Raw genomic sequence first — 25,132 nt, 5'->3', positions numbered from 1 at the left:
CCTGAGAATAAACAACAATTTACGAAAATTGTCACAAAGTTTTCTTATACTTATAACATATTGAATTATGGGCTTATTCTCAGGAGGTCATTATGGCAAGTTCAGAGCAAATTGCAAAAGAATATTATGAAAAAGGAATGGAGCTTATTCGCGTAAATAGCATTGAGCTTGGAATTGACAATCTCAATATGGCTAAAAGTATTTATGAGGAATTAGACGACTCCACAAACTACATTATGACCCTCCGCGGACTGGCCATTGCATATGGAATCATGGGCTACGATTCTAAAATGCTCTACAAGTGTCTCAACGCTTTTGATTTTATAGATAAAAATAGAATTCGTGGTGCAAAGCATTTCTTCTATGCCACTATCTGCAACAGATACATGTTACTGGGCGACTATGACAGTGCCATCAACTACGGAAAGATGGCCATGCAGGATTTGGAGGATTATGGTGATTCTTTCGACAATAAACCTCACTCATATCTGGTAGCATGTCTCAATCTTGCCTATTGTTATTTGCAGACTCACCGTTTTAATGATGCTGAAAAATATCTTAGAAGAGCCAGTGACATTGCCACCAAAAATGACATGCATTATCACGACTTCAGTCTTACCGTTTTAAATGCAAGCTTACATCATCAAATGGGTGATGATAAATACATATATGACCACCTTGATGAGCTGGCTGGTCTTATGAAAGATCCTTCCATAACCATTCACGATTATCTGGAGGATTTAAAACTGTTGGTGGAGACCTTCTGTAGTATGAAAGAATATGAAAGGGCTGAGGCTGTTGCCAGAAATTTGGAGTCCTCTGCCACAATTACAGATAATCACCACCTGAAGCTTGAGACAGCAAAACTTTATATGAATATCTATAAAAGAAGTGGGGATGAGGATAAATACCGCCAGGCCTGCGTTCTTTATGCTGAAGAAAACATAGCTTATCAGAAAGCTCAGGATGCAGAGCACCTGATGGAGATGGACACATCGATTGCTTTGTCTATTGCAGACACTCCACTAGAATTACTATAATGAATTTTATGAATAAGAAAAAAATTGGGATAATAGTTGTTATGGTTCTGGCTCTGACCATACTTGCAAAAGCAGAGCTGATTTATAATCCTTCAGCGAGAATTCTTGCCTCAGTTTTTCATTTTTCTGAGAGTACTTTAAATAATCCAGACTATCTGGCCTACAATATCGATTTGAAGGATTTGTTTAGAAATTACACAAACGCAGATATCGATTACTCTGGAAACGCCTACATTAAAAAATTAAAGGGATTCCCTTATTCTATCAGTGGCGGCATCAAGGGTCAGCGCTCTGCTTCTCAAAAGAAGTTCTCATGCAAATCTAATTTAGACGTACTCATTTTAGATGTAGGAGAAATGGATATATATGCTCAGGATGAGACTGTATATCTTGTTGCGCCTCTTATGGGTGGCATCTCCTACGGTTTTGACACAGGCTCTGATTTATTTCCGACTGCGCCAAATCTGAATAACGATATCAACCATGAGTGGTTCCATAAGAACAAACGCAATATCTATAATTTTGTTAAGAAGATTCAGATAGAACAAACCGATGTTATCTTTGTTGACGAGGACGGCACTGAAAGTAACGAATTCAGAATCGCCATTCCTGAGGGCGAAGGCGGTTTCATTTGGGATCTTTTAGGTATGGAAGCTCCAGACCATGACATTAAATGCTCTCTCTTCCTGGACAGATTCAATCACACCAGAAAGATTACATTTGACCTTTCTTATAAGACACCGGGAGCATACATTTCCATCGTTGGAAAGAACTTTAACAAAATCGAGATTTTTGCTCCTCTTCCAGATAACGAAAGAGTCGTTGCCACAATCACTCGTAATGGTCAAAACAATTACACTAATTCATTCACTAATAACATTACCTATATCACTGACATAGGTGGCAGTTATTCTATTGATTTCAATATGTTAATGAATTATGTTGATGACGGCATTAAATTCGAGGCCACAGATATATCTGTAAATCAGGACAGCACTGTTCTTGCAGAAGGTTATATCAATGGTCGCATTACAACTAAAGAAGACATGGGTGATGTTTTCAAAAACGCTCATGCCGATTTATCAGATGTCACTATTATCGATTGGAACAGAATAAAAAATGACACCGCCTCATTCGTAGACGATGTCATTTCTCAAGCTCGTGAAAATGTAAATATTTTAAACTTTTTCAATTAGTGATTTATTCCTGTTCGAAAGTACCTAAAATCTTGTAGAGCAATTTATATAACTGTTCTGACTCCTCTGGAGAAAGGCTCACACATTTACCCATTTTAGCAGGTATCGCAGATGCCTGCTTTTTTAATTCTTCTCCATCCTTTGTCAAAGTAATAATAAGATTTCTCTCATCATCCTTTGATCTGCTGCGCTTAACATAGCCCTTCTGCTCCAATTTCTTAAGTACTGGAGTCAGAGTTCCTGAATCAAGGAATAACTTGTCTCCAAGAGCCTTAACTGTAATCTCCTTTTCCTCCCATATTACCATCATAGTAATATACTGAGTGTAGGTAAGGTCGATTGGATCGAGATATGGCTTGTATCTCTTAACAATCTCCTTTGAGCAGGCATAAAGTGGAAAACATAATTGATTTGAAATTTTTAAGCAATCGTACTTATCACCCATTATTTATCACCTCATCGTTTAAAAATTTTTATCAGAGCTTAATTGGGGACAAATTAAAGGTTCTTTGTAACGAAGTCCTTAAGAGCATCCTTTGGAACAAAGCCAACATTCATATCAACCTTCTGTCCGTCCTTCAAGATAACAACTGCAGGAATGTTCATAATTCCAAATTCTTTTGCTAAATCTGGATTCTCATCAGTATCGATGCTGTAGAACTTTGCATCGTCAGCCATTTCTTCAGAGACTTCTTCCAAAACTGGGCCAAGCATCTTACATGGGCCGCACCATACAGCATTAAAATCTAAAACTGAAACCCCTGCCTTATCCATTGAATTAAACTCATCTGTTGTAATTTTCTTTACCATAATAATAAATCTCCTTTCAATTTTAATCAATTTAATTTTGTGAATTTATTGTTATTTTAAGCTATTTAAATATGTTACAGCTGAAAGTGCTGCCACATTTCCTTCACCGGCTGCCTTGATGTATTGATAAGGAGCCCCTGTAATATCTCCAGCTGCGAATAAGCCTTTGATGTTTGTAGCCATTGAACGGTCAACCTTAATGTGGTTACCATCCATCTCAAGACCTGGAACAAGCTGAGAAGGAGCAATCTGTTCTCTCAAAATGAATATTCCGTCTGCTGTAAATGAAGTATCCTTGGCATTTACAACTGCTTGACCATCCTTCATTTCAATTGACTCTGGCTTAACATCTAAAGTAACCTCAATGTTACCACCTAAATTACCAGCATATTCGTACTGTGGAAGGTAGTAAACCTTCTCTGCTCTCTCTGCAAGGAACTCTGCCTCTGGCTCCTCGTCTGCACTGTAAGCAACTATAACAGCGGTCTTTCCTTTGTAAAGAGCTGCATCACATGTAGCGCAGTAGCTTACTCCTCTACCAAGATTTTCCATCTCACCTGGGAATGGCTTCATGGCTGTCATACCAGCTGCAACAACTACAGAGCTCGCTTCATAATCTCCATTATGGCACTGGATTGCGAAATACTGTCCCATAGAGTAGATTGCATTTACCTTATCCTCTGTAATTTCAACACCCATCTTAGCGGCGTGATCTAAGAATGTCTTAGCCATATCCTCTCCAGCAATATCTGGTAAACCAAGATAATTTTGGATAGTGTGAGCTTTTGAAACCTTATCTGATGAACCCTTTCCTCCAATAAGAAGAACTGACTTATTTCTAACCTTTGCTGTAATAGCTGCTTCAAGACCTGCAGGTCCAGTACCTATTATTGCTACATCGTACCTTTCCATATTTAATACCTCCATTGACATCTCGATTAAATTGCGTACAATTATTTTATAATTGAATTGTACACAATTAAATTGTTTTTGTCAACAGTGTTTTTAAATTTTAAAAAAGGCTTTAGGACTTGATATCCCAAAGCCTTTATCAATTATATTATCAATAATTGAATATTTTGTTAAATGCTTTTTAAGAGTTTCTCTTCTTAAATAATGCAACTACTGCAATAGCTGTTAATGTAACAACTGCAATTACAGACATATAGAGCCAATCCATACCTGAAAATCTTTTTCATCTAAATAATCCTCCAAAAAAATATGCTTTGGCATTATGCATAATTTTTTCGGTTGTAAACTGATTTAAAGAAAATAGTTTCCTGAAATAACAAAATACCCCAAGGCTTTTTTCCTTGGGGTATTGAAGCTTAAACGTTATAAATGCTTATTTCTTCTTTCTTGCGAATACAATAGCTGTAGTGATACCACCAACAGCGATGATACCAAGTAGAGTGAGCCATACCCATAATAATGGATTACGGTTCTCAGTAGAAAGAGGTACTGGTGTATCCTCAATCTGTTCATCTACTGAAGATTTCTTTTCAATCTCATCTTCTGAAACCTGAGTATCGTCTGTATCTGCTGTATCTTCTGTTACATCCTCTGCATTCTCTTCCTCAGTAGTCTCAACAGAAGCTGTCTTCTTAACTGTATTATTTTTTAAAGCTGAAGCTGCATTGATTGTAACCTCAACCTCTTCACCAACTAAGTCCTCTGAGCCAGGGACACTTGTGATAACATCAACTGTTCCCACATTGTTTAATGTGCTTGAAGAACCAGCTGAACTCTGTGATGGTGTAGTTCTGTTTTCTGCAAATCTCTCAGCTGGTGAAACAGGCGAAGCAGCCTTTCTTCTGAAGAGATTTGAGATATCAAACTTAACCACATTTGCAATAGTGTCTACTACCTTCTTACCTGTAACGTACACTTTGCTTCCGATATATCCTGGAATATCCTTCATGCTCTTAATAGAATTCTTAACCGCACCTGGATGATCAATCTGTGTATCGATGTTTACTTCGCTGTTTGTGTATGGGTTGTTGAATGTAGTCTTGATAGGAGTGCCTGAATTTACATAATACTCTGTCTTAACTTTGTCGCCATTCTCATCAGTTGTTGTACCATACACTTCATTCCATGCACCAGCACCTACTGTTGTACAGTTGTGAGTGAATTCATTGAAGTAGCTGTGTGAACTGAAGTAGTTAAGCATAACATTTAACTGATCTGCTGTAGCTTCCTGCTCTACTATCTCATTTGGTCCCTGATCATAAGCATACTTCTGATTGAAGAGCTCTCTGTTAATATAAACTCCACCCTTAGTAGTTTCGTTTGTAATGTGATCAAAGAACAACTCACCATTAGTACCTAATAAAGCAAGTATCTCATCAAGGTTCTCAACTACATATTCCTCTGTAAGCTGGTGGTTAAGTACCTTGCTTGCAAAGGCTGTAAGTTTATGTATATCTACCTGAGACATGTTGCCTTCTGTCATTAAAAATGGAATGTAATCGTTGCAAATAATCTCCTTGGTGGTAGCCATACCGTAGTTTCCGATAGAAACATAATCACCACGGTTAAGTACAACGTAACCACCATCATGCTGAGTATGTGGCTGCTCCACATACATGCCTTCTGCAGCTGCTAATCTGACAGCTTCATTGGCATCAGTCTTTTCTGACTCCTCGATTTCAGCAAGTGTACTTCTCCATGAAACTACATCCTCATTTTCGCCTTCGCATGCTTTTCTGAGGTCGTCCTTATATTCTGGACTGGAGATGTAATATCCGTAAAGATTGCTAACTGAAATCTTATTGTTATCTACATAGCTTGTGTAAACAATGTAAACGTGACCATCATGGAAATCTTTCTCATCATCATGACGAGCAACAAGTCTTACATTTCCGATAACGCCACCAAGTAATCCGCGATGCCACTTGTCTGTATCATCGCTGTCGCTGATACCATCATTATCAGTATCTGCCTTGCATGGATCTGAAGAAAGAATGGCATATAAAGAACCATCTTCTCTTTCCTGGATGACTACTTCCTGACCATTTGATAAACCGTCACTGTCTAAGTCATTTGAGCCCTGTACATGAAGATATGAATAATCTCCAAATACTCTCTTTCCAGTCTCTGTGAGAATCTGACCTTCGCAGAGCATCTTTGTGTGTAAATCACTGATGCCGTCGCCATTGAAATCCTCATCTGCCTTTGCTTCAAGAAGCTCAAGCTCTTCGTCATTTAAAAGCTCCTCTTCCTTCTGCTTTTCAGCTTCATCCACTTCAATCTGAACTTCTTCGTCTTCTGGGGTAACATCTTCGACTAGATTTTCTAAAGCATCCTCTTCTGGTGCTTCTGTAGAAGGTGTATGTGAATCAGATTCTTCTGAATCATTTTCTGAATTTGTCTCTTCAGTATTATTAGAAAGATCAACAGCTACTTCTGTGGTCTCAATACTGCTTGTCTCCTCTGTAGATGGCTCTGCCTGTTCTACAACTGAATCTTCTATCGCATCATTCTCTACTAATACCTGGATTTCCTCTTCTTCAGCCATAGCTGACATAGGAATAAGTACTTGTGTAGCAAGTACTCCTGCAAGTGCCAAAGAAGCAGCTTTGCAATGCTTTTTCATTAATTATTTCCTCCCTTGATAAAAATCTTATCTCGGGCATTATATCATATAACGTTTTGAAAATAAACTAATTCCCCGAAAACAGTTTCCTGCTGTAGAAAAAGCCTCACGCAAGAAAACGTGAGGCTTTGGAACCTATCATATACTTAAAATTTATGCTTCAAAAAGCTTATTAACCAGATTCTCAGCTGTGTTGTTATTTGTGTTGTATGCTGCAGCAAGTCCGTTTGCCTCAGCACCAATCTGGCTTCTCATAGAATTAAGTGATGAGTATGCCTTATCAAGTGTATCAGTAGAAATCTTATCTGGATTCCCCGAGATATCAAAGTTCTCTAAATCTGCTGCTAATGCTCTGGCGTCTGTCTCCTTGATTGTAGAACTTCCGGCACCTGTGTAGATATTGATATCACCTGTGCTGCCATCTAAGAGATTCTTCTCATTATATTTAGCCTGGTTGATTGTCTGATTAATTGTCTCTACAGACTGCTTATTTGCTTCCTGCATAATCTGACGATCACTTTCTGAATAAAGACCATTCATAGCTCTAACAGTGTTCTGCTCCATATCTCCTAATGAATCTGAAATACCTGCAAGTGCTCCATCAGCAATATTTGTAGCATCAATACCATAAGAAATGTTATTGGTTCCAGCCTTAAGTGATGATGCTTCCTTTAATAATTTCTGGCTGATTGAAAGTGCCACTGCATCATCGGCTGCTGTATTAACCTTCTTGCCTGATGCAAGTTCCTTGGCTGATTTATTGTGATTATGTTCTGTAACCTTCATATGGTTATTTGTATTCTTAATAAGTGATGTATTCATATTTGATTGAATCCTCATATCTAAAACCTTTCTCAATCTTTACATCGTTATATTTATGCCGTATCTCTCTTTTTGTATCCCGAATTATAACATCCACTCATATTTTTGTCATGTGAAGAGATTGTGAACACATTATTTTTCATATAGAATATTAAAGTAATTTGTATAAGGAGAAAATCTTATCATGAAAGAATTTTTGAAAAGAAAAAATATCGAGATATCTGTTAAGAGATACCTTATTGATGCTTTAGGTGCCATGGCACAGGGATTATTCTGCTCCCTTCTTATTGGTACTATCATCAATACTATAGGCGCACAGTTTGGTATTAGTTTTTTGACTACTCCAGTAGCTGTTGTAGCCGGGGTTGAGTACACAGTAGGAGGTCTTGCAGTGGCAATGAGTGGTCCTGCCATGGCTGTGGCTATCGGATATGCCCTTCAGGCTCCACCACTTGTTCTCTTCTCTCTCATCACTGTAGGTTTTGCTTCAAATGCGCTAGGTGGTGCAGGCGGTCCACTTGCAGTACTTTTTGTAGCAATCATCTCAGCTGAGGTTGGAAAGGCTGTTTCAAAGGAAACAAAGATTGATATCCTTGTGACTCCACTTGTTACTATCGGTGTTGGTATCGCCCTTTCTGCATGGTGGGCTCCAGCCCTTGGCAAAGCTGCCAGCTCAGTAGGTACTCTTATTATGTGGGCTACCACAAAGCAGCCATTCTTAATGGGTATTCTTGTTTCAGTAATCGTAGGAATCGCTCTTACACTTCCTATTTCATCTGCTGCAATATGCGCAGCCCTTTCACTTACTGGTCTTGCTGGTGGTGCTGCCGTAGCAGGCTGCTGTGCACAGATGGTTGGCTTTGCTGTAATGAGCTTTAAGGAAAATAAATGGGGTGGCCTTGTTTCACAGGGTATCGGAACTTCCATGCTTCAGATGCCAAACATCATCAAGAACCCTCGCATTTGGATTGCACCAATCCTCTGCTCTGCAATCACAGGACCTATTGCTACCTGCATCTTCAAGATGGAGATGAACGGCGCTGCAGTTTCTTCAGGAATGGGTACCTGCGGTCTCGTTGGACAGATTGGTGTCTACACAGGTTGGGTAAATGATATTGCAGCTGGTACAAAATCAGCTATCACTACAATGGACTGGGTAGGTCTCGTACTTATCTGCTTTGTACTTCCTGCTATAATCTGCCCTGCTATCAACAACTGGCTCAAGAAAATTGGCTGGGTAAAGAGTGGAGATATGAAATTAAATTAATATCGCATATACGAAAGCAGGCCGCCAAAAGCGACCTGTTTTTTTTTATTATTTTTTCAGTTTATTCTTTATGACACAAAGCTTTTCTTTACACTGACTACACTGTAACCGCTGATTGCTTCCGTACCAAAAACGCTCTGGATGCTTGGCATAATTTACTTCCCATCTGATTAACACTATCAGTGATGTAAAAAACAGGCTCCATGAGAAGAAGTTCTTTATAAACAACATAGGTGTAAACATCATGAAATGTCCCCAGTCATAGATTCGGCAATTGATACAGCATCTGTTGTGCATGATGACTGTCTGGAATGGACAGAAAAACAAAATGCACAGATAATCACTAAGATAAAAGAACACCGTCAGCATTAGCATGTCCGCCACATCTATTATCTTAAACAGATAGAGAACCGCAAATACAGAATTAAATATAAGCCAGCTTAGCATTACAATCCAGGCCTTAACATTCATGTTCTGCACAAACTCTAAAAGCTCCAATCTGGAATATCCTGGAACCTCTTTAAACTCCTCAATCTTCCCCTTCTTATGAGCCATGGATAATTGCTTATTCGGGAAAATATGATGAATCATCATCACCATGAAAACAAACCAGAGAACATGAAGTGGACTAATTCCATACTCAGAGATACCAAATGTAAACTCATGGGTCATGAAATCTATCAGTCGCTCTTTTTCAGTCAAATATATTCCAAATACAAAGAAGAATACAAATACTCTAAAAAAGAAGTTAATTAGAGCTCTCTTCATCATTCTAGTCATAGTCTTCCTCCACTCTCCCTATGAAAATAATACTCCTCATTTGTTTTAAGAATGTGAAATTAAAAAAAGGACTCTTTACAGAGTCCTTTTGACACATCATCCACAGCCAAAGCGGTCCCCCTTCCTCTCGAGGGTAAAGCTTTTTATTTCTCATCCACAACCTGGAATGTTAAGAACTTCAGGTAGTAGCTTTCATCTGCAGCCCAGAGAATTGGATGGTCTGGAGCCTGGGTGCGGAACTCAACCTGGCGGAGGCGCTTGTGTGCAGCCTGTGCAGCCTGGCCGATTACCTTTATAAATAAATCCTGAGTCATGAAGTGTGAGCATGAACAGGTGGCAAGATATCCGCCATCCTTTACAAGCTTCAATCCCTTCATGTTAATCTCGCGGTAGCCCTTCATGGCGTTCTTTGTAGCCTCACGTGACTTTGTAAATGCAGGTGGATCAAGAATAACCACATCAAACTTTTCTCCAGCCTCGGCAAGCTTTGGAAGCTCATCTAAAACATTAGCCTGCTTAAACTTTACAGTAGAATCAAGGCCATTGAGCTTGGCATTTGCAGTAGCCTGAGCCACAGCAAATTCTGAGATATCAAGACCTGTAACTTCTGCTGCACCACCGAGACCTGCGTTAAGTGCGAAGGTTCCCATGTGTGTGAAGCAATCCAGGACCCTCTTATCCTTACATAATCTCTGAATGCTGAGACGATTGTACTTCTGGTCAAGGAAGAAGCCAGTCTTCTGTCCATTAACAACATCAACCATGTAGTGAACACCGTTCTCCACGATTTCCACATTTGTATCAAACTCATCACCAATAAATCCCTTGTATGGAGCAAGACCTTCCTTAACACGAACCTTTGCATCGCTTCGCTCATAGACACCGCGAATCTTAAAGCCGTCTGCAGCCATAATCTCCTTAAGCATATCTACAATCTTAGGCTTCAGCTTGTCGATTCCAAGTGCAAGTGATTCCACAACAAGCACATCATCATACTTATCAATAACAAGACCTGGCAGGAAATCTGCCTCGCCAAATATTACACGACAGCAATTCAAATCCACTGGAAGTAATACGGATTTACGATACTCCCATGCATTCTTCACTCTCATATATAAAAAGTCATCATCAATTACCTGATCCTTTTTGCGAGTCATCATTCTGATTCGTATTTTCGAATTAGTATTGATGAAGCCACGGCCCATCATGTATCCATCAAAATCATGAACGATAACTATATCTCCGTTCTCAAAGGAACCAGCCACACTATCAATTTCATTATCAAAAATCCAAGCACCGCCTGCCTTAATAGTGCGTCCCTCTCCCTTTTTCAAAGTAACAATTGCTTCTGACATATTTTACTCCTATACCTCAAATAAATTCTTTATATCCATAAGACAATCAAGTCTTGCAAAAAGCTTACTCTTAAGCTCCTCATCTGGCTCAGTCAAATCTGGAATCATTATAACATTGCATCCTGCTCCGTAAGCACTCATGCAGCCATTAGGAGAATCCTCCACAGCATAAGTCTCCTCTGGGCTGATGCCAAGGCTCTCGCATGCATATGCATAAATATCTGGAGCTGGCTTGCCCACCTTAACCATATCTGCACATACCACTGCATTAAAATATTCGAAAAGACCAATCTTCTTAAGATAACGTTCTGCTCTTTCCTTTACGTTGGCAGTAACAAGAGCAATAAATATATCATGTTCTCTAAGCCATTGCAAAATTTCCTTTGCACCAGGCTTCAAAGGAATACCTGTTTCCGATACAACATCCTCCACCAGCTGTCTGCGATAATTGCGAACCTTAATGTAATCAAAATCATCGCCATACCACTCTCTAAACTGCTCTGTAGCAAAAGCACTACCAAGTGATCTTAAAATAAGCGGCTTTTCAGGAGTCATTTCATATCCAAAATGCTCCATGGCCTTTGGCCACTGCTCCTGGTAAATCTTCTCTGTATCTGTAAGTGTTCCATCTAAATCAAATAAAACTGCTTTAATTTCCTTTGGCATTTAAATTGTGTCCTTTCAAAAATGTAATCACATTATAGCACAGCTTCCTGTATTAATTCAGAAAAAAAGCCTGAGGCTAAGTGCCTCAGGCTAAAATCATTTTATTATCTCCAAAAACTTCTAAAGAAATCTACAACCTTTTTAACAAAGATAATTACCTGCTGAACCACATATCGAACTACCTGCTCTACCTGTTCCCTAGATGGCTTCTGTGGAACTGGAGTTGGTGTTGGCTTAACTTCAGGTGTTGGTGTTGGTGTTACAACTGGAGTTGGTGTAGGGGTTGGCTCAACTACTGGAGTAGGCTCAACCTCTGGTGTAGGGGTTGGCTCTACTACTGGAGTAGGAGTAGGCTCTGGAACTGGTGTAGGTTCTGGTGTTGGTACTGGTGTTGGCTCTGGAGTTGGTACTGGTGTTGGCTCTGGAGTTGGTGTTGGCTCTGCTGGAGCTGGTTCTCCTGATCCGCCTGGAGCTGGTGCTGGAACTGGCTCCTCAGCCTCTTCTTCCTGCTTGAGCTCCTCTGCACTTGGTCTATCTAATGTGCATCTAGCGTTTACATCATCCTCCTGGAATCCATTGCCATTGTTTACAATAACATGAATTCCATCTGCAAAGATGTCACTCTCTGCAGCCATTACCTTTAATGTAGGATTTAATGCTGATGAAATGAAGTTTACAACTGCTGTTACAACTTCCTTGATTTCCTCAACTACATCCTCAAGTACACTTGTCTCCTCTGAATCCTCATCAGAAGCATCCTCTGGTTCCTCTGTTACTTCCTCTGACTCTTCCTCTACAACATCCTCAGCATCTTCCACAACCTCTTCAGCATCATCTGCTGTCTCAGCCACTTCTGCTTCATCGGCTGTTTCTTCGTCTTCTGCTGCATCCTCAGCCACTTCTCTCAAAATGCTGTCAGGAACATTTACTGAATGCCATCCATTTCCGATGTGAGTCATTGCAAGCCCTGGCCATCCGCCTACGCCTTCAACGTCTCCGATACCGTCAGCCCATGCATAGAAGTTTGCAGCCTCTGGATACTTTTCAACATCAAGCTTAATGTAAACCTTTGTGTAACCTTCCTTGTCAGCCTCTTCCTCCTGAATTGGCTTAACCTTTACTTCTGGCTCTTCAGGCTCCTCTGGCTCCTGTGGCTTATCATTTACATCAGGTCTCTCTGAAATAAGATCAACATCGTTAATCTGCTCACCATCACCATTGTTGTTGGCAATGAGATGTAAACCTTCATGTGTTAATGCTGCCTCGCTGACACTTACTGAATACCAGTTGCCACCTATGTGCTGCATCTGTCTTCCTGGCCATCCGCCAAAGTACTCTGTGTTGGCGCCGTCTGTCCAGCAATACATGCTAACTTCATCCCAGTCAGCCTTGTTGTAATAGTAAATCTTTACCTCTCCATCATTAAGAGCTGGCTCTTCCTCAACAGGTCTGTCTGTTGGCTCGTCGATTGGATTAAGCTCTGGATGAAGGTTCTTCTCTAACTTAAGATTGTCATTTGCAAGTGCCTCAAGAGCAGCCGCCTTTGAACCATACTTATAATTAGCACCGATGAAGTAAACCTTCTTTAGGCTGTCACACTTCATATCATCTGTCTGGCGCTTGTCATCATCGCTTGTTGGCATATTGTTAAAGATGATGTTGAAGTTTGAGCTTGGAGCGCACTCAATAGTCTTTTTCCACCAGCCATCACCTTCATATTCACATTCTGTTCCTGGCCAGCCGCCTAAATCCACATCGCCCCAGGTATAAACACCAACTTTTCCCCAACCAGCTGCATCATAGAAATGAACTGTTGTGGATGTACCGTTGATACCTGTAGCTTCTTCTGCCTCTGCCTTAGATGAATATCTTTCTACTGCAAGATTTCCACCTGGCTGCTCTGCAGCAATTACGATTACATTCTTGCTCATGTCTGACATTGAAATGTCAACTGTCTGAGCGCCGTCGTTGTTGTTAAAGATAATTGAGAAGTCATGGTCGCCAACCATCTTTACGTCAGCTTTCCACCAGTATCCCTCTTCATTAACAATTGGTGCACCTGGCCATCCACCAAAGTGCTGTGTTCCGTCTGTCCACGCATACGCATATACGGATTTCCACTCCTCTGTGTTGAGGAAGTAAACTGTCTTTGTAACGATGCCAAGAGCATCCTCTGCCTCAGCCTTTGAAGCATATACCTTATCTGACTTAGCTGTCATGAATTTGCCTGATGTAGCAGAAATAGCAAACTCAGCAGACTTATTTGTTCCGTCTGTAAATACTACTTTGTATTCCTTCGCTGGAATAGTAACTTTCCACCAGTTATCCTGTGTATAATCACAAGCAAAACTATCACCGAGAGCAAGAGCGCTAACGCTAGCCCAATTATCTGTGTTGTGGAAGAATATCGTGGAATAATCTCCGTCAGCTGGTGTATCAAGAACAACAACTGACTTAGCTGGAACTGTACCGTAGATGTTTCCATCTGATACTGTATAAAGTCCTTCTCTTCCCTCTACTGAATCAACATAAGTTCCATCTTCCAGATTTGTCTGCGAATCAAGTGCAAAATCATTTTCGCTTGCATTTACAATTACAACTCCCTTAGTACCTCTTTCAATCATTAAGATTGATGAGTTATTTCCTGGATTTCTAAGATTCTCAGAAAGTCCGTCCATTGCTGTTCTAAACTTGTTAACAGCAGCTACCTCAGGTGCTTTGTAGATATCGCTACCTGCATCACCGATGCGATTAGCACCCCATGGGTTCTCAGCTGAGCTTCCCTCTGGACGGCTGAAGAAAAGTGGAGTTCCATCGGCACGTGCAGCAATAATTGCCCAGCCAAGAATAACCTCTCTGTCATCAACCTCGTTGTAGCTCTTGTCATTGATGTAGTTATCGTGAGACTCTACCCAAGTTACAAGCTTGTTTGAATCAGCTGTGTAGGTAGTTCCCATAGATGTGTCATCACTAATCTTGTAGCTTTGAAGCTTCTTTACAGAAACATTGCCTGAAGATGTAGCATTTCTGATTGCTCCACCGTAATTGCTGGCAACCGTTCCGCCAAGCATATCCTGATAGGCAGCAACACGTGATGCATCGCCATCAAGTACTTCGCCGTATACGAAAAGGTCTGCATAGTCCTTTGAACCATATGCATCAATGGCAGACTTCATATTAGGATAGAAGTTATTTCTGTCATCCTGACCTGCATACTCCTCTGGTACCTTGTCATCAGGAAGTGCAATGTGCTTAGCAGTATCAATTCTAAAACCGTCTGCTCCACAGTCGATACAATCCTCAAGGAACTCATAGAAATACTGCTGGAATCCAGGATTCTCTGTATCAACGTCTGGAAGACCACCCATTGCATCGTATGTAACAGATACACGGTTGTCATACTTCATTCCACCATCATCGCCATTCTCAACCTTTGCGCCGATGTGATAGAGAGCATCCTCTCCACCTGCAGCTGCCTTTAAATCCTCAGAAACCTGATCATATAAAGGTGTTGTGTGGTTAGGAGCGATATCTACGATGATACCAATGCCGTACTTGTCAGCCTCGTCACACATAGCCTTGAACTCATCTCGTGAACCCAGCTGATAGTTTCCAATCTTCCAGTCAGTTGGCTGATAGTGATAGTACCAACGGCCTTCGTCTTCTGTGTCTCCATAAAGAGCCATTCCATCATGGATAGAAAGACATTCGTTGATTGGAGATGTCTGAACTGCTGTGTAACCTGCAGCTGCAATCTCTGGCATATTCTCCTTTATAGTATTAAAATTCCAACAAAATGCGTGTAGAATCGTGCCATCATGAATTGATGACCTAGTGACAGCAGATGCTGCCTGAACTGAATCCATTCCCTTTGTAGCAAACACACTAAGATTTGCACCAGGAATGCCTGCTACCATGGCAAGTGACATGGCAACTGCGACGAATCTCTTCGCCATCTTACCCATTCTTTTCATTAATTTGACCTCCCTAAACATACTGGTTCTCTGATGCTTGCCTAAGGCATCTGCGCAACTACTTGCGCATAAGTATTTTTAGAGATTTCCTTCCCCCATTAATTTAAAATATAAGGCTTTGACACAAAAAGGTCAATAGCATTATTTTGTCATTTTAATGCGCAACCCCATAATAGAGTTGCGCATGTAATTTAACCTTTTACAGAACCGGATAATCCTTCTACATAAAACTTCTGTAACCATATAAATAGAATGACAATAGGTATTGCTACTATCACTGCCCCGGCAGCAAACTGTGTATAGTATCTGTCGATACGTCTGAAATCTGTCAGCCAGTATAAACCTACTGCAACTGTGTACGAGCTTTGCTTATCGCCAAACAGCATACTTGGGAAAATGTAATCCGACCATGCTGCAAGGAAATTAACAAGTGCCGTATATACGATAATTGACTTTGAAAGAGGCAATGTAATGTGAGTAAAAATCTGTAAGCGTGATGCCCCGTCAATTATTGCAGCCTCATCAACAGCTCTTGGAATAGTATCAAAGAATCCTTTGCTTACGTGATATCCCATAGCCGCTCCCGCTGCACTTACAATGATAAGTGCCACAAGTGACTGATTAAGTCCGATTCCCTTAAGGATGTTATAAACTGCAATCAGCGACATAAATCCTGGGAACAAACCAATAATCATAAGCACGTTCATAAATGCTTTTCGTCCTGCGAATCTTGTACGGCTCAGTGTAAAGGATGTAGCAAGAATAATCAGTGTATTTAACACACATCCACAGATAGCCACTATAAATGTGTTTACCCACCATTTTCCGAATGGAATTACGCTATCCTTGGCAAATAACTTTGTAAAATTAGAAAGTGTAAGTCCCTTTGGGAAGAAATATCCTACATAATATCCCTGTTCCGCACGAAGTGCTGTAAGTAAAATCCAAAGAATTGGAAACATCCAGATTATTCCCATGATAGTCAGTACAATGTAGCCTGTGTTGGTCTCATTTACCTTCATAACAAAGATTAATGTCAAAAAAGCAAATATCAATCCGCCGAAATAACCTGCTCCAAGATTTCTGTTTAAAAATCCAGATGCCAGTCCAGCCTTTTCAACTATTGTTTTTGTAGAAAACAATAAGATTGTGATAGCAGCCGTGTTAATTGCCTGAAGGCACTGCCATATCTGTACTTTTACCTTTGATTTTGAGATTAAGTTCACAACCACAAATGCAAAAGATAATATCGTAAATACGATAGTTCCATAGACCACTACATTGAGTCTGCTTGCGCCATCTGCGCCTGCTAACATTCCTGCTATCTTAAAAAAGTTAAGCTTGTCGCCGTTTAAATTCACATAAGGGAGGAATAAGCAGATAAACTGCAATACGCCAAATAAAACTGCCCTTGTGAAATACTTTATATTTAATCCTATAACCGCTTTTTTCATCAGCTGAATCCCTCCTCATTCTTAAGTGAATTCGACCTTGAAAATGAAATCAGGGTGAAAATCGCTGAAATAACAAAGATAATAATTCCAATTGTTGCCGCCAAATTAAAGTCGTTACTATCCTTAGTCAGCTTGTACAACCAGGTAACTAAAAGGTCTGTCTTTCCTGCACCCTTATAGTAATCAAGTGTGTGTGGTTCACCTGCTGTCAGGAAGTAAATAGTGTTGAAATTATTAAAGTTGCTAATCAGGTTTGAAATCAGATATGGAGTAGTTACGAACCACATATATGGGAAGGTAATCTTCCTAAACATGGTCACAGGTCCTGCTCCATCGATTCTAGCTGCCTCATATAATTCCCCTGGAATATTCATTAATATGCCGCTCACCATCAACATTGTAACTGGAACACCTATCCAGAAATTTACAATGATAACTGAAAATCTGGCCCATGTAGCATTTGATAAAAATGGAAGTGCTGCATTGGTAAATCCCCACTGCTGAAGAAGCACATTGAATATTCCTTTTTCACCCAGCATAGTAGCCACTACTCTGAGTGAGATAAAACCTGGTATTGCCATGGTAAATACGAATATCGTTCTCCAGAACTTCTTAAATCTAATTCCTTTTGAATTGATAATCATTGCTAAAATCATTCCACCAAAATAGCAGGTAAATGTGGCTGCAAATCCCCATACAAGAGTCCAGCCAAGTACAGGCCAGAATGTAGATGCCAGTCTGTCGCCTGTAGAAAGCAATGTTATAAAGTTCTTTATTCCTACCCAGTCAAAAAGATTTCCCGGTGGCTGATGATTCTGATCGTAGTTTGTAAAAGCCATCAGAATCATGTACAGAAGTGGCATTACCGTAAATACGATAAGTCCAACCACTGGAACACTGAGTAATAAAAATCTGATGTTATTGTTTGAAAGACTTCTTACATCCTCCAAAAAGTTGTTGTTATGTTTTCCTGCCAAAGCTCTGTCTCTGGCAGCCTTTCCAGATGAAACTGAAAATAATCCAATTGATATAACAACACATGAAATGACTATTGTGATTACTCCGTAGAGAAGAATCAACATGGAGTTATCTCCAGCTGTCATTTCGTATATTCCGATTTCCTCATTGAAATTCATACCCTGCAGCTTGTCACCAAGAGTGATTAGCTGGGCGAGATTTCTCGCCCCGCTAATAATCATGAAGAGTATGTATGAAATTTCTAATGAAAGAAAAATCAAACCTTTAACTATCTGTCCGTGGATAATATTTAAAAGACCCCAGACCACATATGATAATTTTGTATAAATATCCTTAATCATAATAATTTCTTCTATTCTGTAAGAGTTCCTGTAATGCTGTCTACTAATGAATCAAGCTGAGCCTGAAGGTTTGCTGATGTAATATCACCATAGTAGATTCCTTCGCCAAGAGCCTTCATAGGATCCCAGTAGTCTCCCATCTTAGGAATGCTTGGCTGGTTTGTCGCGTAAGATGCCTGCTCATTAAGTGCCTTTGCTACGAAATCAGCTGAGATTGCGTCGCTAGAAGCCAATGACTCAAGCACTGGAATATCTCCCTGATTCTCATATCTTGTAAGACAGTTCTCTGCATTTCCCATAAATACTGCAAGCTGCTGTGCTGCAAGTGGATACTGTGTATTTGACTTTACAGTGATTGTCTTGAAATCAACGAAGTTTGAAAGCTGCACCTTATTGCCTGCGATTGTAGCTGTAGGAAGCGCTACTGCGCCGAGCTTATCGCCAAGAGCCTCTCTAAACTCTGGTGCTGACCATGCACCAGATGTGATAGCACCAAGGTTTCCTGCCTTAAATTCAGAACCGCCTGCACCATCCAAGTCCTCGATGTATTTAGGATTTTTAACAAGATCAATTACATACTGACCTGCTGCAAGACCTGCTTCGTTGTTGAATGTGCAATCTGTTGCATCCTTACCGTCATCACCGAATAATGTACATCCATTTCCAAGGAAGAACATCTCTGAGTACCATGAATCAGTGATGTGTGTACTGAAGTTGTACTTTCCATCTCCTAAATCCTTAGCCATGATAGTATCCAGATCCTTCACCTCTTCTTCTGTAAGAAGATCTTTGTTGTAATACATAAAGAATGTGTTTGGTGAAAATGGAACTGCATATGTGATGTCATCCACTGTAACTGCATTTAATGCACTCTCTGGAAGCTCATCTTTGATTTCTTCGTAATCCTTAGTGATTGGAAGAAGAAGTCCCTTTCCTGCAAGATCAGCTACACCACCTGATGGCGTATAGAAAATATCTGCTGCTGTATCAGCATCTGTATCAAGTGCCTGTGGCGCCTCGTCTATACCGACTACTGCAATCTCATAAGTGATGTTAAATTGTTCATGAATCTCATCAAACTTTTTTACCATTGCATCTGTAATCTCTACCTCTTCTTCAGGTACCCAGATCTTAAGTGTGACATCCTGTGTCTCTCCCTCCTGAGCTGTAGAAGCTGTAGCGCTACCCTCGCTACTTCCGCTGTTAGCTCCACAGCCTGTCACTGTGCCTGCTACCATTGCAGCTGAAAGCATGGTAGCTACTAATCTTTTCATTTTCATTCTTTGTTCCCTCCATACCTTTTCTTTGGTTTTGCGTTTAACTCCATTTGAGAAGTTAAACAATCTTCTTCATTTGTTTCATTGGGTTTGTTTTAGGTTAATCGCTTAACTAAAATATAGTCATCGAACCCCAAATCGTCAAGAGGGATTTTTTATTTTGTGATTAATTGACAAAAAGAGACCAATTTAATTTGGCTAAAAAATACAAAAAAGGCTTCCCCAAAAATGGGAAGCCTTACACCTCATCCGTCAGCTGCGCTGACTCTTTTTTATTCACTTATATCTTTAACTGACTGGCGTTCTATCAGCTGTACCGGCAGATGCAGATCCTCTCCGCCATCCTTTTGGCCCTCAAGAATCATGAACATTCCTTCCACAGCTGCCTTGGCCTTTGCAGCAAAATCCTGAGAGATTGTAGTAAGCTTAGGTGTCATAAATTCACACTCCGGTAAATTATCAAAGCCTACCACGGAAATATCCTCCGGCACCTTAAGACCGCACTGCTTTATTCCTTCCACTACACCAAAGGCAACCACGTCAGACATAGTGGCTACCGCAGTGTATTTCTTCTTTGCCAGCATTACATCCAGGCCTACGCTTACTGCGTTTTTGTATATAGTATCTACCTTGAAAACATCATCCTCAGTAAAATCTATATCAAGCTCCTTCAGGGCTGCAGTAAAGCCCAGATATCGCTCTCTTACTACTCCTGCCTCATGATAGTCAGGGCAGACTAAAGCTATATTTCTATGCCCCTTTCCAGCCAGATATCTGGCAGAAAGATATCCACCTCTATAGTCATCCAGACCAACATTAACTGTATCCTTGATGTCTGAATATGTATCAAGAAATACTACAGGCGCACCCAGAGCGTCCTGTATTTCTGCCACATCCTTTTCCATTACACCAAGGAAAAATGCTCCATCCACATTCCATGAAGAAAGCAGAGGTATTACCGCCCTGCAATCTGGAACACATCTTAACATCAGATAATAATCCCTGTTTCTTACAAAACGCTCGATGGCAGCCACCATGCGGGCATAGTATGGGTTCATGAGGAAATCATCCTCAGCCCCTATATATGGAACCACCAGGCCCAGAATCTTACTCTCCTTTTTAGCCAGAGAGCGGGCCATGGCATTTGGCTTATAGTCTACTTCTTTGATGATTTTTTCTATTTTTTCTCTGGTTTCCTGAGAAACCTTGCTATTGTTACCATTTAGAACATTTGACACTGTAGCGGTACTAACCCCGGCAAGTGCCGCAATATCTTTTAAATTCATCTTTATTCCCCATTCTTAGATTAAACGATTAACCACTAATAACTATAAGCCTTTTGCCAATTGATTGTCAATTAATTCACCTACATTAACTCAAGCAAAGCATCCTTAACCATAAGGTTAATATTAGCACCTGAAATCCACTGCTTTAGCTCATCCATAGACTTACAGCTTCTGACTGCATCAAAGGTTCTCTCCTTTTCCAAGATATCCATCCAGCCATTCTCAAGGATAGAAAAAGCTGCTTGCTCAATATCATTTTCCTCTTTAAGCCTTCCTTCAATCTCCCAAATATAATCCTGCTGAACTGGAATCTCAGGAGTAATATGGTTCTCCACTTTTCCTTCCAGACCAATAACCTGGATTTCGTATATACGTTTTTCTGGAATAAGTGCAAGATTGCCCTCTGCCCCATGGATAACTACACGAGTGACATTCCTATCACTAATATATTCAGTGGTAAATCTTGTGGTTACAAAATCTCCATTTTCAAAGTTCTTGCTGCAACCATCATCCTCAAACATGGTAAACTCACCATTTTCTCCAGCACCGATAAGAAGTTTAATGTTTACTGGATTACTTACATCATTTCCAACATTCAATGATAATGGCACTATTCCACCAGCCTTAATAAGAACTGGAATGGAATCAATTGTTCTGTAAAGATTTCTTCTGCCTTCTGTATATCTGTAGCCTGTGAAAATATCGAACCAGACGCCCTCTGGAATAAGCATATTTGCCTTTGCCATACGGAGATTATCATCTGTCTTTTCAGTAATTGCTCCTACCAAAAGATTATCTCCAAAGAAATATTCATTTCCTACCTCGTAAGCTTCCTTCTTATCGTTTATACGATAATACATTGGTTCCAAAAGCATCTGACCATCTGTGTACATCTTATAATTCATAGAATAGATGTATGGAATCAGCTGATGACGAAGGCGCATAAATTCTCCCATAACTCTTCTATAAGGCTCAGAAACATTCCAAGGCTCCTTGTTAAAGAATGGGCTGCAGCTACTGTGTAGTCTCATAATTGGTGAAAACACACCAAACTGAATCCATCTGATAAGACGCTCCTCATCCTTTGTTCCCATCATATGGCCACCGATGTCATGGCTCCACCAGCCATATCCAATATTTGAAGACAACGCTGTGAAATAAGGCTGGAAATCCAGACTCTTCCATGTAGCTACAGTATCTCCTGAAAATCCCACAGGATATCTGTGGCTTCCCACTCCACCATAGCGAGAGAAAATCATTCCACGGCGAGTACCTCTGTTTGAATCCTCATAGTGATAATGATTCAAAAGAAATAATGGGTCTACAGCATTTTCCTCTCCGGTGCCCTGCTGCCAGTCAATCCACCAGAAATCCACACCTTCATCCTCATAAGGATCCATTACTATATCAAAATAAGCTTTTCTAAATTCAGCATCTGAAAAATCAAATTCAATTGGTCTTTCACTGGCAGGATCCACTCCCAGTCTCTTTGCCATCTTTTCATACATTGACTCAAATGCTCTGATTCCATCTGCTGGATGTAAATTAAGTGTTGTTGCAAGTCCCCTATTTTTTAGTCCCTTCAAAAAGCCCTTATAATCCGGAAATAAATCTTCATTCCAGGTATAGCCTGTCCAGCCAGTTCCGTACTTTGGATCAACATTTGTAACATGCCAGTCCATATCCAAAACTGCCACTGAAACAGGGATATTCTCCTGCTCCATTTTATCTAAAAGCTGATTGTATTCCTCTGCTGAATAGGCATAATAACGGCTCCACCAGTTGCCAAGCGCATATCTAGGCAGCATAGGTGTTTTTCCACAGAGTGTGAAGAAATCCTTCAATCCGCCTCTGTAATCCTTTCCATATCCAAAGAAATAAAGATCATGCCCTTTATTTTCTCTTGCTACAAATTCTCCATCAATCAGCAATGCACTGTCACTGTCATCAAGGACAGCAAAACCCTTTTCTCCAAAAATTCCATATTCAAGACAGACACCACCATCTGCGTTATCAAGTGTACGGGCAGTGCCGTAAAGATTTCTGTCAGAATTACCATATACGATGCTATAATGCCAAACCTCGCCGTTTTCTTTTAGCTCAATAGTCAGACCATCTGTGGAAAACTCCCTGCCATCGTATTTAAAAATCAAATCATCTGTCTCTAAAATAAGGAGTCCATCCTTGTGAAGGGTTGTGTACTCCACCTTAGGAAATGATCTGTTCACCACCATCTGAGTTGGGGCATCAACAAAATCATAATCAGCCTGATACTCCATTCGAATAAGCCTGCTGGTAAGCACAGTTATTCTATATTTATTTCCAATTGTCATCGTCGACCTCTCTCTACTACATAAAACTATAATTACAGAGCTCGAACCTTTTGTTGGGGATAAAAAGAGATAAAAAAGAATTTTAGACAACAAAAGGTTTTCGCCATAATAAGCGAAAACCTTTTAACCCATGTCCGTATTATACGTTGCACCAAATCTAATTGCAACTATTATTTTACAGAGATGTAAATTTCTGAGTTGTATCGTTCAGCTGCTCTGTAACCTCGGTATTCTTGTCCATTGCTTTGAAAATGTTCTTGATACCGGTAACAATCTCAGCCGAATTTTCAGCACTCATTGTAATTGCTGTAGAGCTCTCCTGAACGGAATTTGTAATTGTATCTACAGAATCAACCATATCTTTCATTATCACGTTGAGGCTCTCAGCTTTTTCTGTAAACTCAGTAAGCATCTCGTTCATAACTTCTGCAGTATGTCCATACTTCTCGCCAGTATCAACGAACTCATCATAATCTCCGATTACAGTTCCATTGATGAAATCAAGAACCTCTTCTGCACTGGAAGCCAAAGTCTTAACTGCCGCTGTAACTTCACTGGCTATCTCCTGAATAGTAGCTGCGGTCTGTCTTGAATTAGCAGCAAGCTTACTAATCTCATCAGCAACAACTGCGAAGCCCTTTCCTGCTTCACCTGCTCTTGCAGCCTCAATAGAAGCATTAAGAGCAAGAAGATTTGTCTGGCTGGCAATGTCCAAAATATCATTTGTAAGATCACTAATCTGATCAACTTTCTCTGAATCCTTAACTGACTTTTCAAGTGTCTCTGAAAGATTTGCCATCTTAATGCCTACATCTGACTTCTTGGTATTAACCTTAATCTGAAGCTCATCTGCCTCAGTCTTAATTTCGTTTGCTGTCTGCGCGCCTTCCTCAGCCTGATTTGTAATCTTCTCAGCAGCTTCCTTAACATCCTCTACACTCTGATTAATAGATGCAAGAATGCCAACTACAGATTCCATGTTAGCTGAAAGCTCCTCAAGAGCTGCAGAAGAACTTGTTACGTTGTCATCTGCAATTTGAAGCTGCGAATTAACCTCCTCAGAGCTTTCTGTAAGGACAACTGTACCGTCCTTAACATCCTTCATGATTCCCTGAAGTGTCTCAATGAAATGATTTATACCATTCTTGATATAAAGAAGCTCTGATCTGGTCTTTGTATTAATTCTTGCTGTAAGGTCACCCTGTCCCTTCTGGATGTTATCAATAATTCCGTTAACCTCATCGCTAATCTGCTTAATTCTAAGAACAATACTTCTGTAGCTGATGATGAAGTTGACTGTGAGAAGGAGAATAATAACTATTGTACCGATAGCTGCTACTATCGTGCCTCTATTAAGCAAATAATTCATATCAGCCTTAGTGCTTTCGGCATTAGCGCTGATAGCTTCATCAAGCACCTTCATGGAATGAATAATTGCTACCTTTTGGATTTCAGCCTTATCAAAAAGCAACGCATAAGCATTTTCCTGATCACCTGCATCGCTCTTTGCAATTGCGTTATCTATAAATTTGCACATTCTTGTATACTGACCGGATATTTCCTCAAGCTGTGCTACTGCTGCCTCATTGTGATATGTAGTAAAATCATTCTTTAAATCAGCAATATCCTGTTCAATATTTGATTTTGCAACTTCAATCTGAGGAAGGAGGGCTTCCTGGGTTTCTACCGATCCTGATGCAACGTATCCAATAACCTGATCGTATAGGGTCATAACATCAGTTTTAAGATTTGATTCATGAGTAGTCTGCGCCATCATTGAGTCAAACATCTCCACACTGCTGCTTGTAGAGGTATTCATAGCCCTCATACTCAAACTCATAACAACCAGGAACGAAATAAGCATTGCTACATTTAGGGTTGATATCTGAACAATAATAGAATGAATTCCGCTTACTTTTACTTTTTTATTCTCGTTCACTATAATCCCCCCTTTC

Annotated in this window: 18 protein-coding genes; 3 read left to right on the top strand and 15 right to left on the bottom strand. The window is 40.2% G+C overall.

Features of this window, described 5'->3' with window-relative positions; all coding sequences use genetic code 11:
* The first annotated feature begins 92 nt into the window (after positions 1 to 92).
* Positions 93 to 1,040, top strand: coding sequence for a tetratricopeptide repeat protein (locus tag G592_RS0103260; RefSeq protein ID WP_028246542.1), 948 nt, complete (start codon positions 93 to 95; stop codon positions 1,038 to 1,040).
* An 8-nt stretch (positions 1,041 to 1,048) separates the two neighbouring features.
* Entirely contained in the window at positions 1,049 to 2,236 is a 1,188-nt protein-coding gene (locus G592_RS0103255; RefSeq protein ID WP_155942148.1) for a hypothetical protein, read from the top strand.
* A 4-nt stretch (positions 2,237 to 2,240) separates the two neighbouring features.
* Here G592_RS0103255 and G592_RS0103250 read toward each other — a convergent pair whose 3' ends face one another.
* The 5 genes from G592_RS0103250 to G592_RS0103225 form a co-directional block, all read right to left on the bottom strand.
* Complete coding sequence (locus tag G592_RS0103250; RefSeq protein WP_028246540.1) at positions 2,241 to 2,681, bottom strand: MarR family winged helix-turn-helix transcriptional regulator; 441 nt, start codon at positions 2,679 to 2,681, stop codon at positions 2,241 to 2,243.
* Between the two features lie 53 nt (positions 2,682 to 2,734).
* Positions 2,735 to 3,046, bottom strand: a complete 312-nt coding sequence (trxA, locus tag G592_RS0103245) for a thioredoxin (RefSeq protein ID WP_028246539.1) — start codon at positions 3,044 to 3,046, stop codon at positions 2,735 to 2,737.
* Positions 3,047 to 3,097: 51 nt separating this feature from the next.
* Positions 3,098 to 3,958, bottom strand: a complete 861-nt coding sequence (locus G592_RS0103240) for an NAD(P)/FAD-dependent oxidoreductase (RefSeq protein WP_028246538.1) — start codon at positions 3,956 to 3,958, stop codon at positions 3,098 to 3,100.
* Between the two features lie 433 nt (positions 3,959 to 4,391).
* The gene (locus G592_RS0103230; RefSeq protein WP_028246537.1) at positions 4,392 to 6,644 is read right to left on the bottom strand and encodes a hypothetical protein; all 2,253 of its coding nucleotides are present in this window, start codon (positions 6,642 to 6,644) and stop codon (positions 4,392 to 4,394) included.
* 153 nt (positions 6,645 to 6,797) lie between these two features.
* A complete protein-coding gene (locus G592_RS0103225) occupies positions 6,798 to 7,466 on the bottom strand; it encodes a flagellin (protein WP_028246536.1) in 669 nt (222 codons plus the stop codon).
* A 184-nt stretch (positions 7,467 to 7,650) separates the two neighbouring features.
* Between G592_RS0103225 and G592_RS0103220 the strand changes: the two genes are divergently transcribed.
* The gene (locus G592_RS0103220; protein WP_028246535.1) at positions 7,651 to 8,733 is read left to right on the top strand and encodes a PTS transporter subunit IIC; all 1,083 of its coding nucleotides are present in this window, start codon (positions 7,651 to 7,653) and stop codon (positions 8,731 to 8,733) included.
* A 48-nt stretch (positions 8,734 to 8,781) separates the two neighbouring features.
* On the opposite strand, the gene G592_RS0103215 is transcribed toward G592_RS0103220, so the two are convergent.
* From G592_RS0103215 to G592_RS0103165, 10 genes are all read right to left on the bottom strand, one after another.
* Entirely contained in the window at positions 8,782 to 9,513 is a 732-nt protein-coding gene (locus G592_RS0103215) for a hypothetical protein (protein ID WP_028246534.1), read from the bottom strand.
* Positions 9,514 to 9,656: 143 nt separating this feature from the next.
* Positions 9,657 to 10,868 carry a class I SAM-dependent rRNA methyltransferase gene (locus tag G592_RS0103205; protein ID WP_028246533.1) on the bottom strand — a complete coding sequence of 404 codons (1,212 nt, stop codon included), beginning with the start codon at positions 10,866 to 10,868 and terminating at the stop codon, positions 9,657 to 9,659.
* Positions 10,869 to 10,877: 9 nt separating this feature from the next.
* Positions 10,878 to 11,534 carry an HAD family hydrolase gene (locus G592_RS0103200; RefSeq protein WP_028246532.1) on the bottom strand — a complete coding sequence of 219 codons (657 nt, stop codon included), beginning with the start codon at positions 11,532 to 11,534 and terminating at the stop codon, positions 10,878 to 10,880.
* A 104-nt stretch (positions 11,535 to 11,638) separates the two neighbouring features.
* On the bottom strand, positions 11,639 to 15,508 hold the full coding sequence (locus G592_RS17480; RefSeq protein ID WP_051194735.1) for a starch-binding protein: 3,870 nt from the start codon (positions 15,506 to 15,508) through the stop codon (positions 11,639 to 11,641).
* 191 nt (positions 15,509 to 15,699) lie between these two features.
* On the bottom strand, positions 15,700 to 16,962 hold the full coding sequence (locus G592_RS0103190) for a sugar ABC transporter permease (RefSeq protein WP_196801819.1): 1,263 nt from the start codon (positions 16,960 to 16,962) through the stop codon (positions 15,700 to 15,702).
* On the bottom strand, positions 16,962 to 18,281 hold the full coding sequence (locus G592_RS0103185) for a carbohydrate ABC transporter permease (RefSeq protein WP_081660297.1): 1,320 nt from the start codon (positions 18,279 to 18,281) through the stop codon (positions 16,962 to 16,964). The genes G592_RS0103190 and G592_RS0103185 overlap by 1 nt, the downstream gene beginning before the upstream one ends.
* 11 nt (positions 18,282 to 18,292) lie before the next feature.
* Positions 18,293 to 19,561: an extracellular solute-binding protein gene (locus tag G592_RS0103180; RefSeq protein ID WP_028246529.1), complete on the bottom strand. Its 1,269-nt coding sequence runs from the start codon at positions 19,559 to 19,561 to the stop codon at positions 18,293 to 18,295.
* Positions 19,562 to 19,830: 269 nt separating this feature from the next.
* Positions 19,831 to 20,844, bottom strand: coding sequence for a LacI family DNA-binding transcriptional regulator (locus G592_RS0103175; RefSeq protein WP_036951655.1), 1,014 nt, complete (start codon positions 20,842 to 20,844; stop codon positions 19,831 to 19,833).
* A gap of 80 nt (positions 20,845 to 20,924) precedes the next feature.
* Entirely contained in the window at positions 20,925 to 23,177 is a 2,253-nt protein-coding gene (locus G592_RS15525) for a glycoside hydrolase family 31 protein (protein WP_051194734.1), read from the bottom strand.
* Between the two features lie 175 nt (positions 23,178 to 23,352).
* A complete protein-coding gene (locus G592_RS0103165; protein ID WP_028246527.1) occupies positions 23,353 to 25,116 on the bottom strand; it encodes a methyl-accepting chemotaxis protein in 1,764 nt (587 codons plus the stop codon).
* Positions 25,117 to 25,132: the final 16 nt, after the last annotated feature.

The organism is Pseudobutyrivibrio ruminis CF1b, from assembly GCF_000424005.1.
GTDB classification, from domain to species: Bacteria; Bacillota; Clostridia; order Lachnospirales; family Lachnospiraceae; genus Pseudobutyrivibrio; species Pseudobutyrivibrio ruminis_C.
Note: the sequence above shows the minus strand (reverse complement) of the source record. Positions and strands in the feature narration are given on the sequence as shown.

Bases quoted from the DNA above. Each gene is read 5' to 3' on its own strand.
- G592_RS0103180 (WP_028246529.1), bottom strand. From the start codon at position 19,561: ATGAAAATGAAAAGATTAGTAGCTACCATGCTTTCAGCTGCAATGGTA.
- G592_RS0103225 (WP_028246536.1), bottom strand. From the start codon at position 7,466: ATGAATACATCACTTATTAAGAATACAAATAACCATATGAAGGTTACA.
- G592_RS0103205 (WP_028246533.1), bottom strand. From the start codon at position 10,868: ATGTCAGAAGCAATTGTTACTTTGAAAAAGGGAGAGGGACGCACTATT.
- G592_RS0103175 (WP_036951655.1), bottom strand. From the start codon at position 20,844: ATGAATTTAAAAGATATTGCGGCACTTGCCGGGGTTAGTACCGCTACA.
- G592_RS17480 (WP_051194735.1), bottom strand. From the start codon at position 15,508: ATGAAAAGAATGGGTAAGATGGCGAAGAGATTCGTCGCAGTTGCCATG.
- G592_RS0103200 (WP_028246532.1), bottom strand. From the start codon at position 11,534: ATGCCAAAGGAAATTAAAGCAGTTTTATTTGATTTAGATGGAACACTT.
- G592_RS0103260 (WP_028246542.1), top strand. From the start codon at position 93: ATGGCAAGTTCAGAGCAAATTGCAAAAGAATATTATGAAAAAGGAATG.
- G592_RS15525 (WP_051194734.1), bottom strand. From the start codon at position 23,177: ATGACAATTGGAAATAAATATAGAATAACTGTGCTTACCAGCAGGCTT.
- G592_RS0103220 (WP_028246535.1), top strand. From the start codon at position 7,651: ATGAAAGAATTTTTGAAAAGAAAAAATATCGAGATATCTGTTAAGAGA.
- G592_RS0103190 (WP_196801819.1), bottom strand. From the start codon at position 16,962: ATGAAAAAAGCGGTTATAGGATTAAATATAAAGTATTTCACAAGGGCA.
- trxA (WP_028246539.1), bottom strand. From the start codon at position 3,046: ATGGTAAAGAAAATTACAACAGATGAGTTTAATTCAATGGATAAGGCA.
- G592_RS0103255 (WP_155942148.1), top strand. From the start codon at position 1,049: ATGAATAAGAAAAAAATTGGGATAATAGTTGTTATGGTTCTGGCTCTG.
- G592_RS0103215 (WP_028246534.1), bottom strand. From the start codon at position 9,513: ATGACTAGAATGATGAAGAGAGCTCTAATTAACTTCTTTTTTAGAGTA.
- G592_RS0103240 (WP_028246538.1), bottom strand. From the start codon at position 3,958: ATGGAAAGGTACGATGTAGCAATAATAGGTACTGGACCTGCAGGTCTT.
- G592_RS0103230 (WP_028246537.1), bottom strand. From the start codon at position 6,644: ATGAAAAAGCATTGCAAAGCTGCTTCTTTGGCACTTGCAGGAGTACTT.
- G592_RS0103185 (WP_081660297.1), bottom strand. From the start codon at position 18,281: ATGATTAAGGATATTTATACAAAATTATCATATGTGGTCTGGGGTCTT.
- G592_RS0103250 (WP_028246540.1), bottom strand. From the start codon at position 2,681: ATGGGTGATAAGTACGATTGCTTAAAAATTTCAAATCAATTATGTTTT.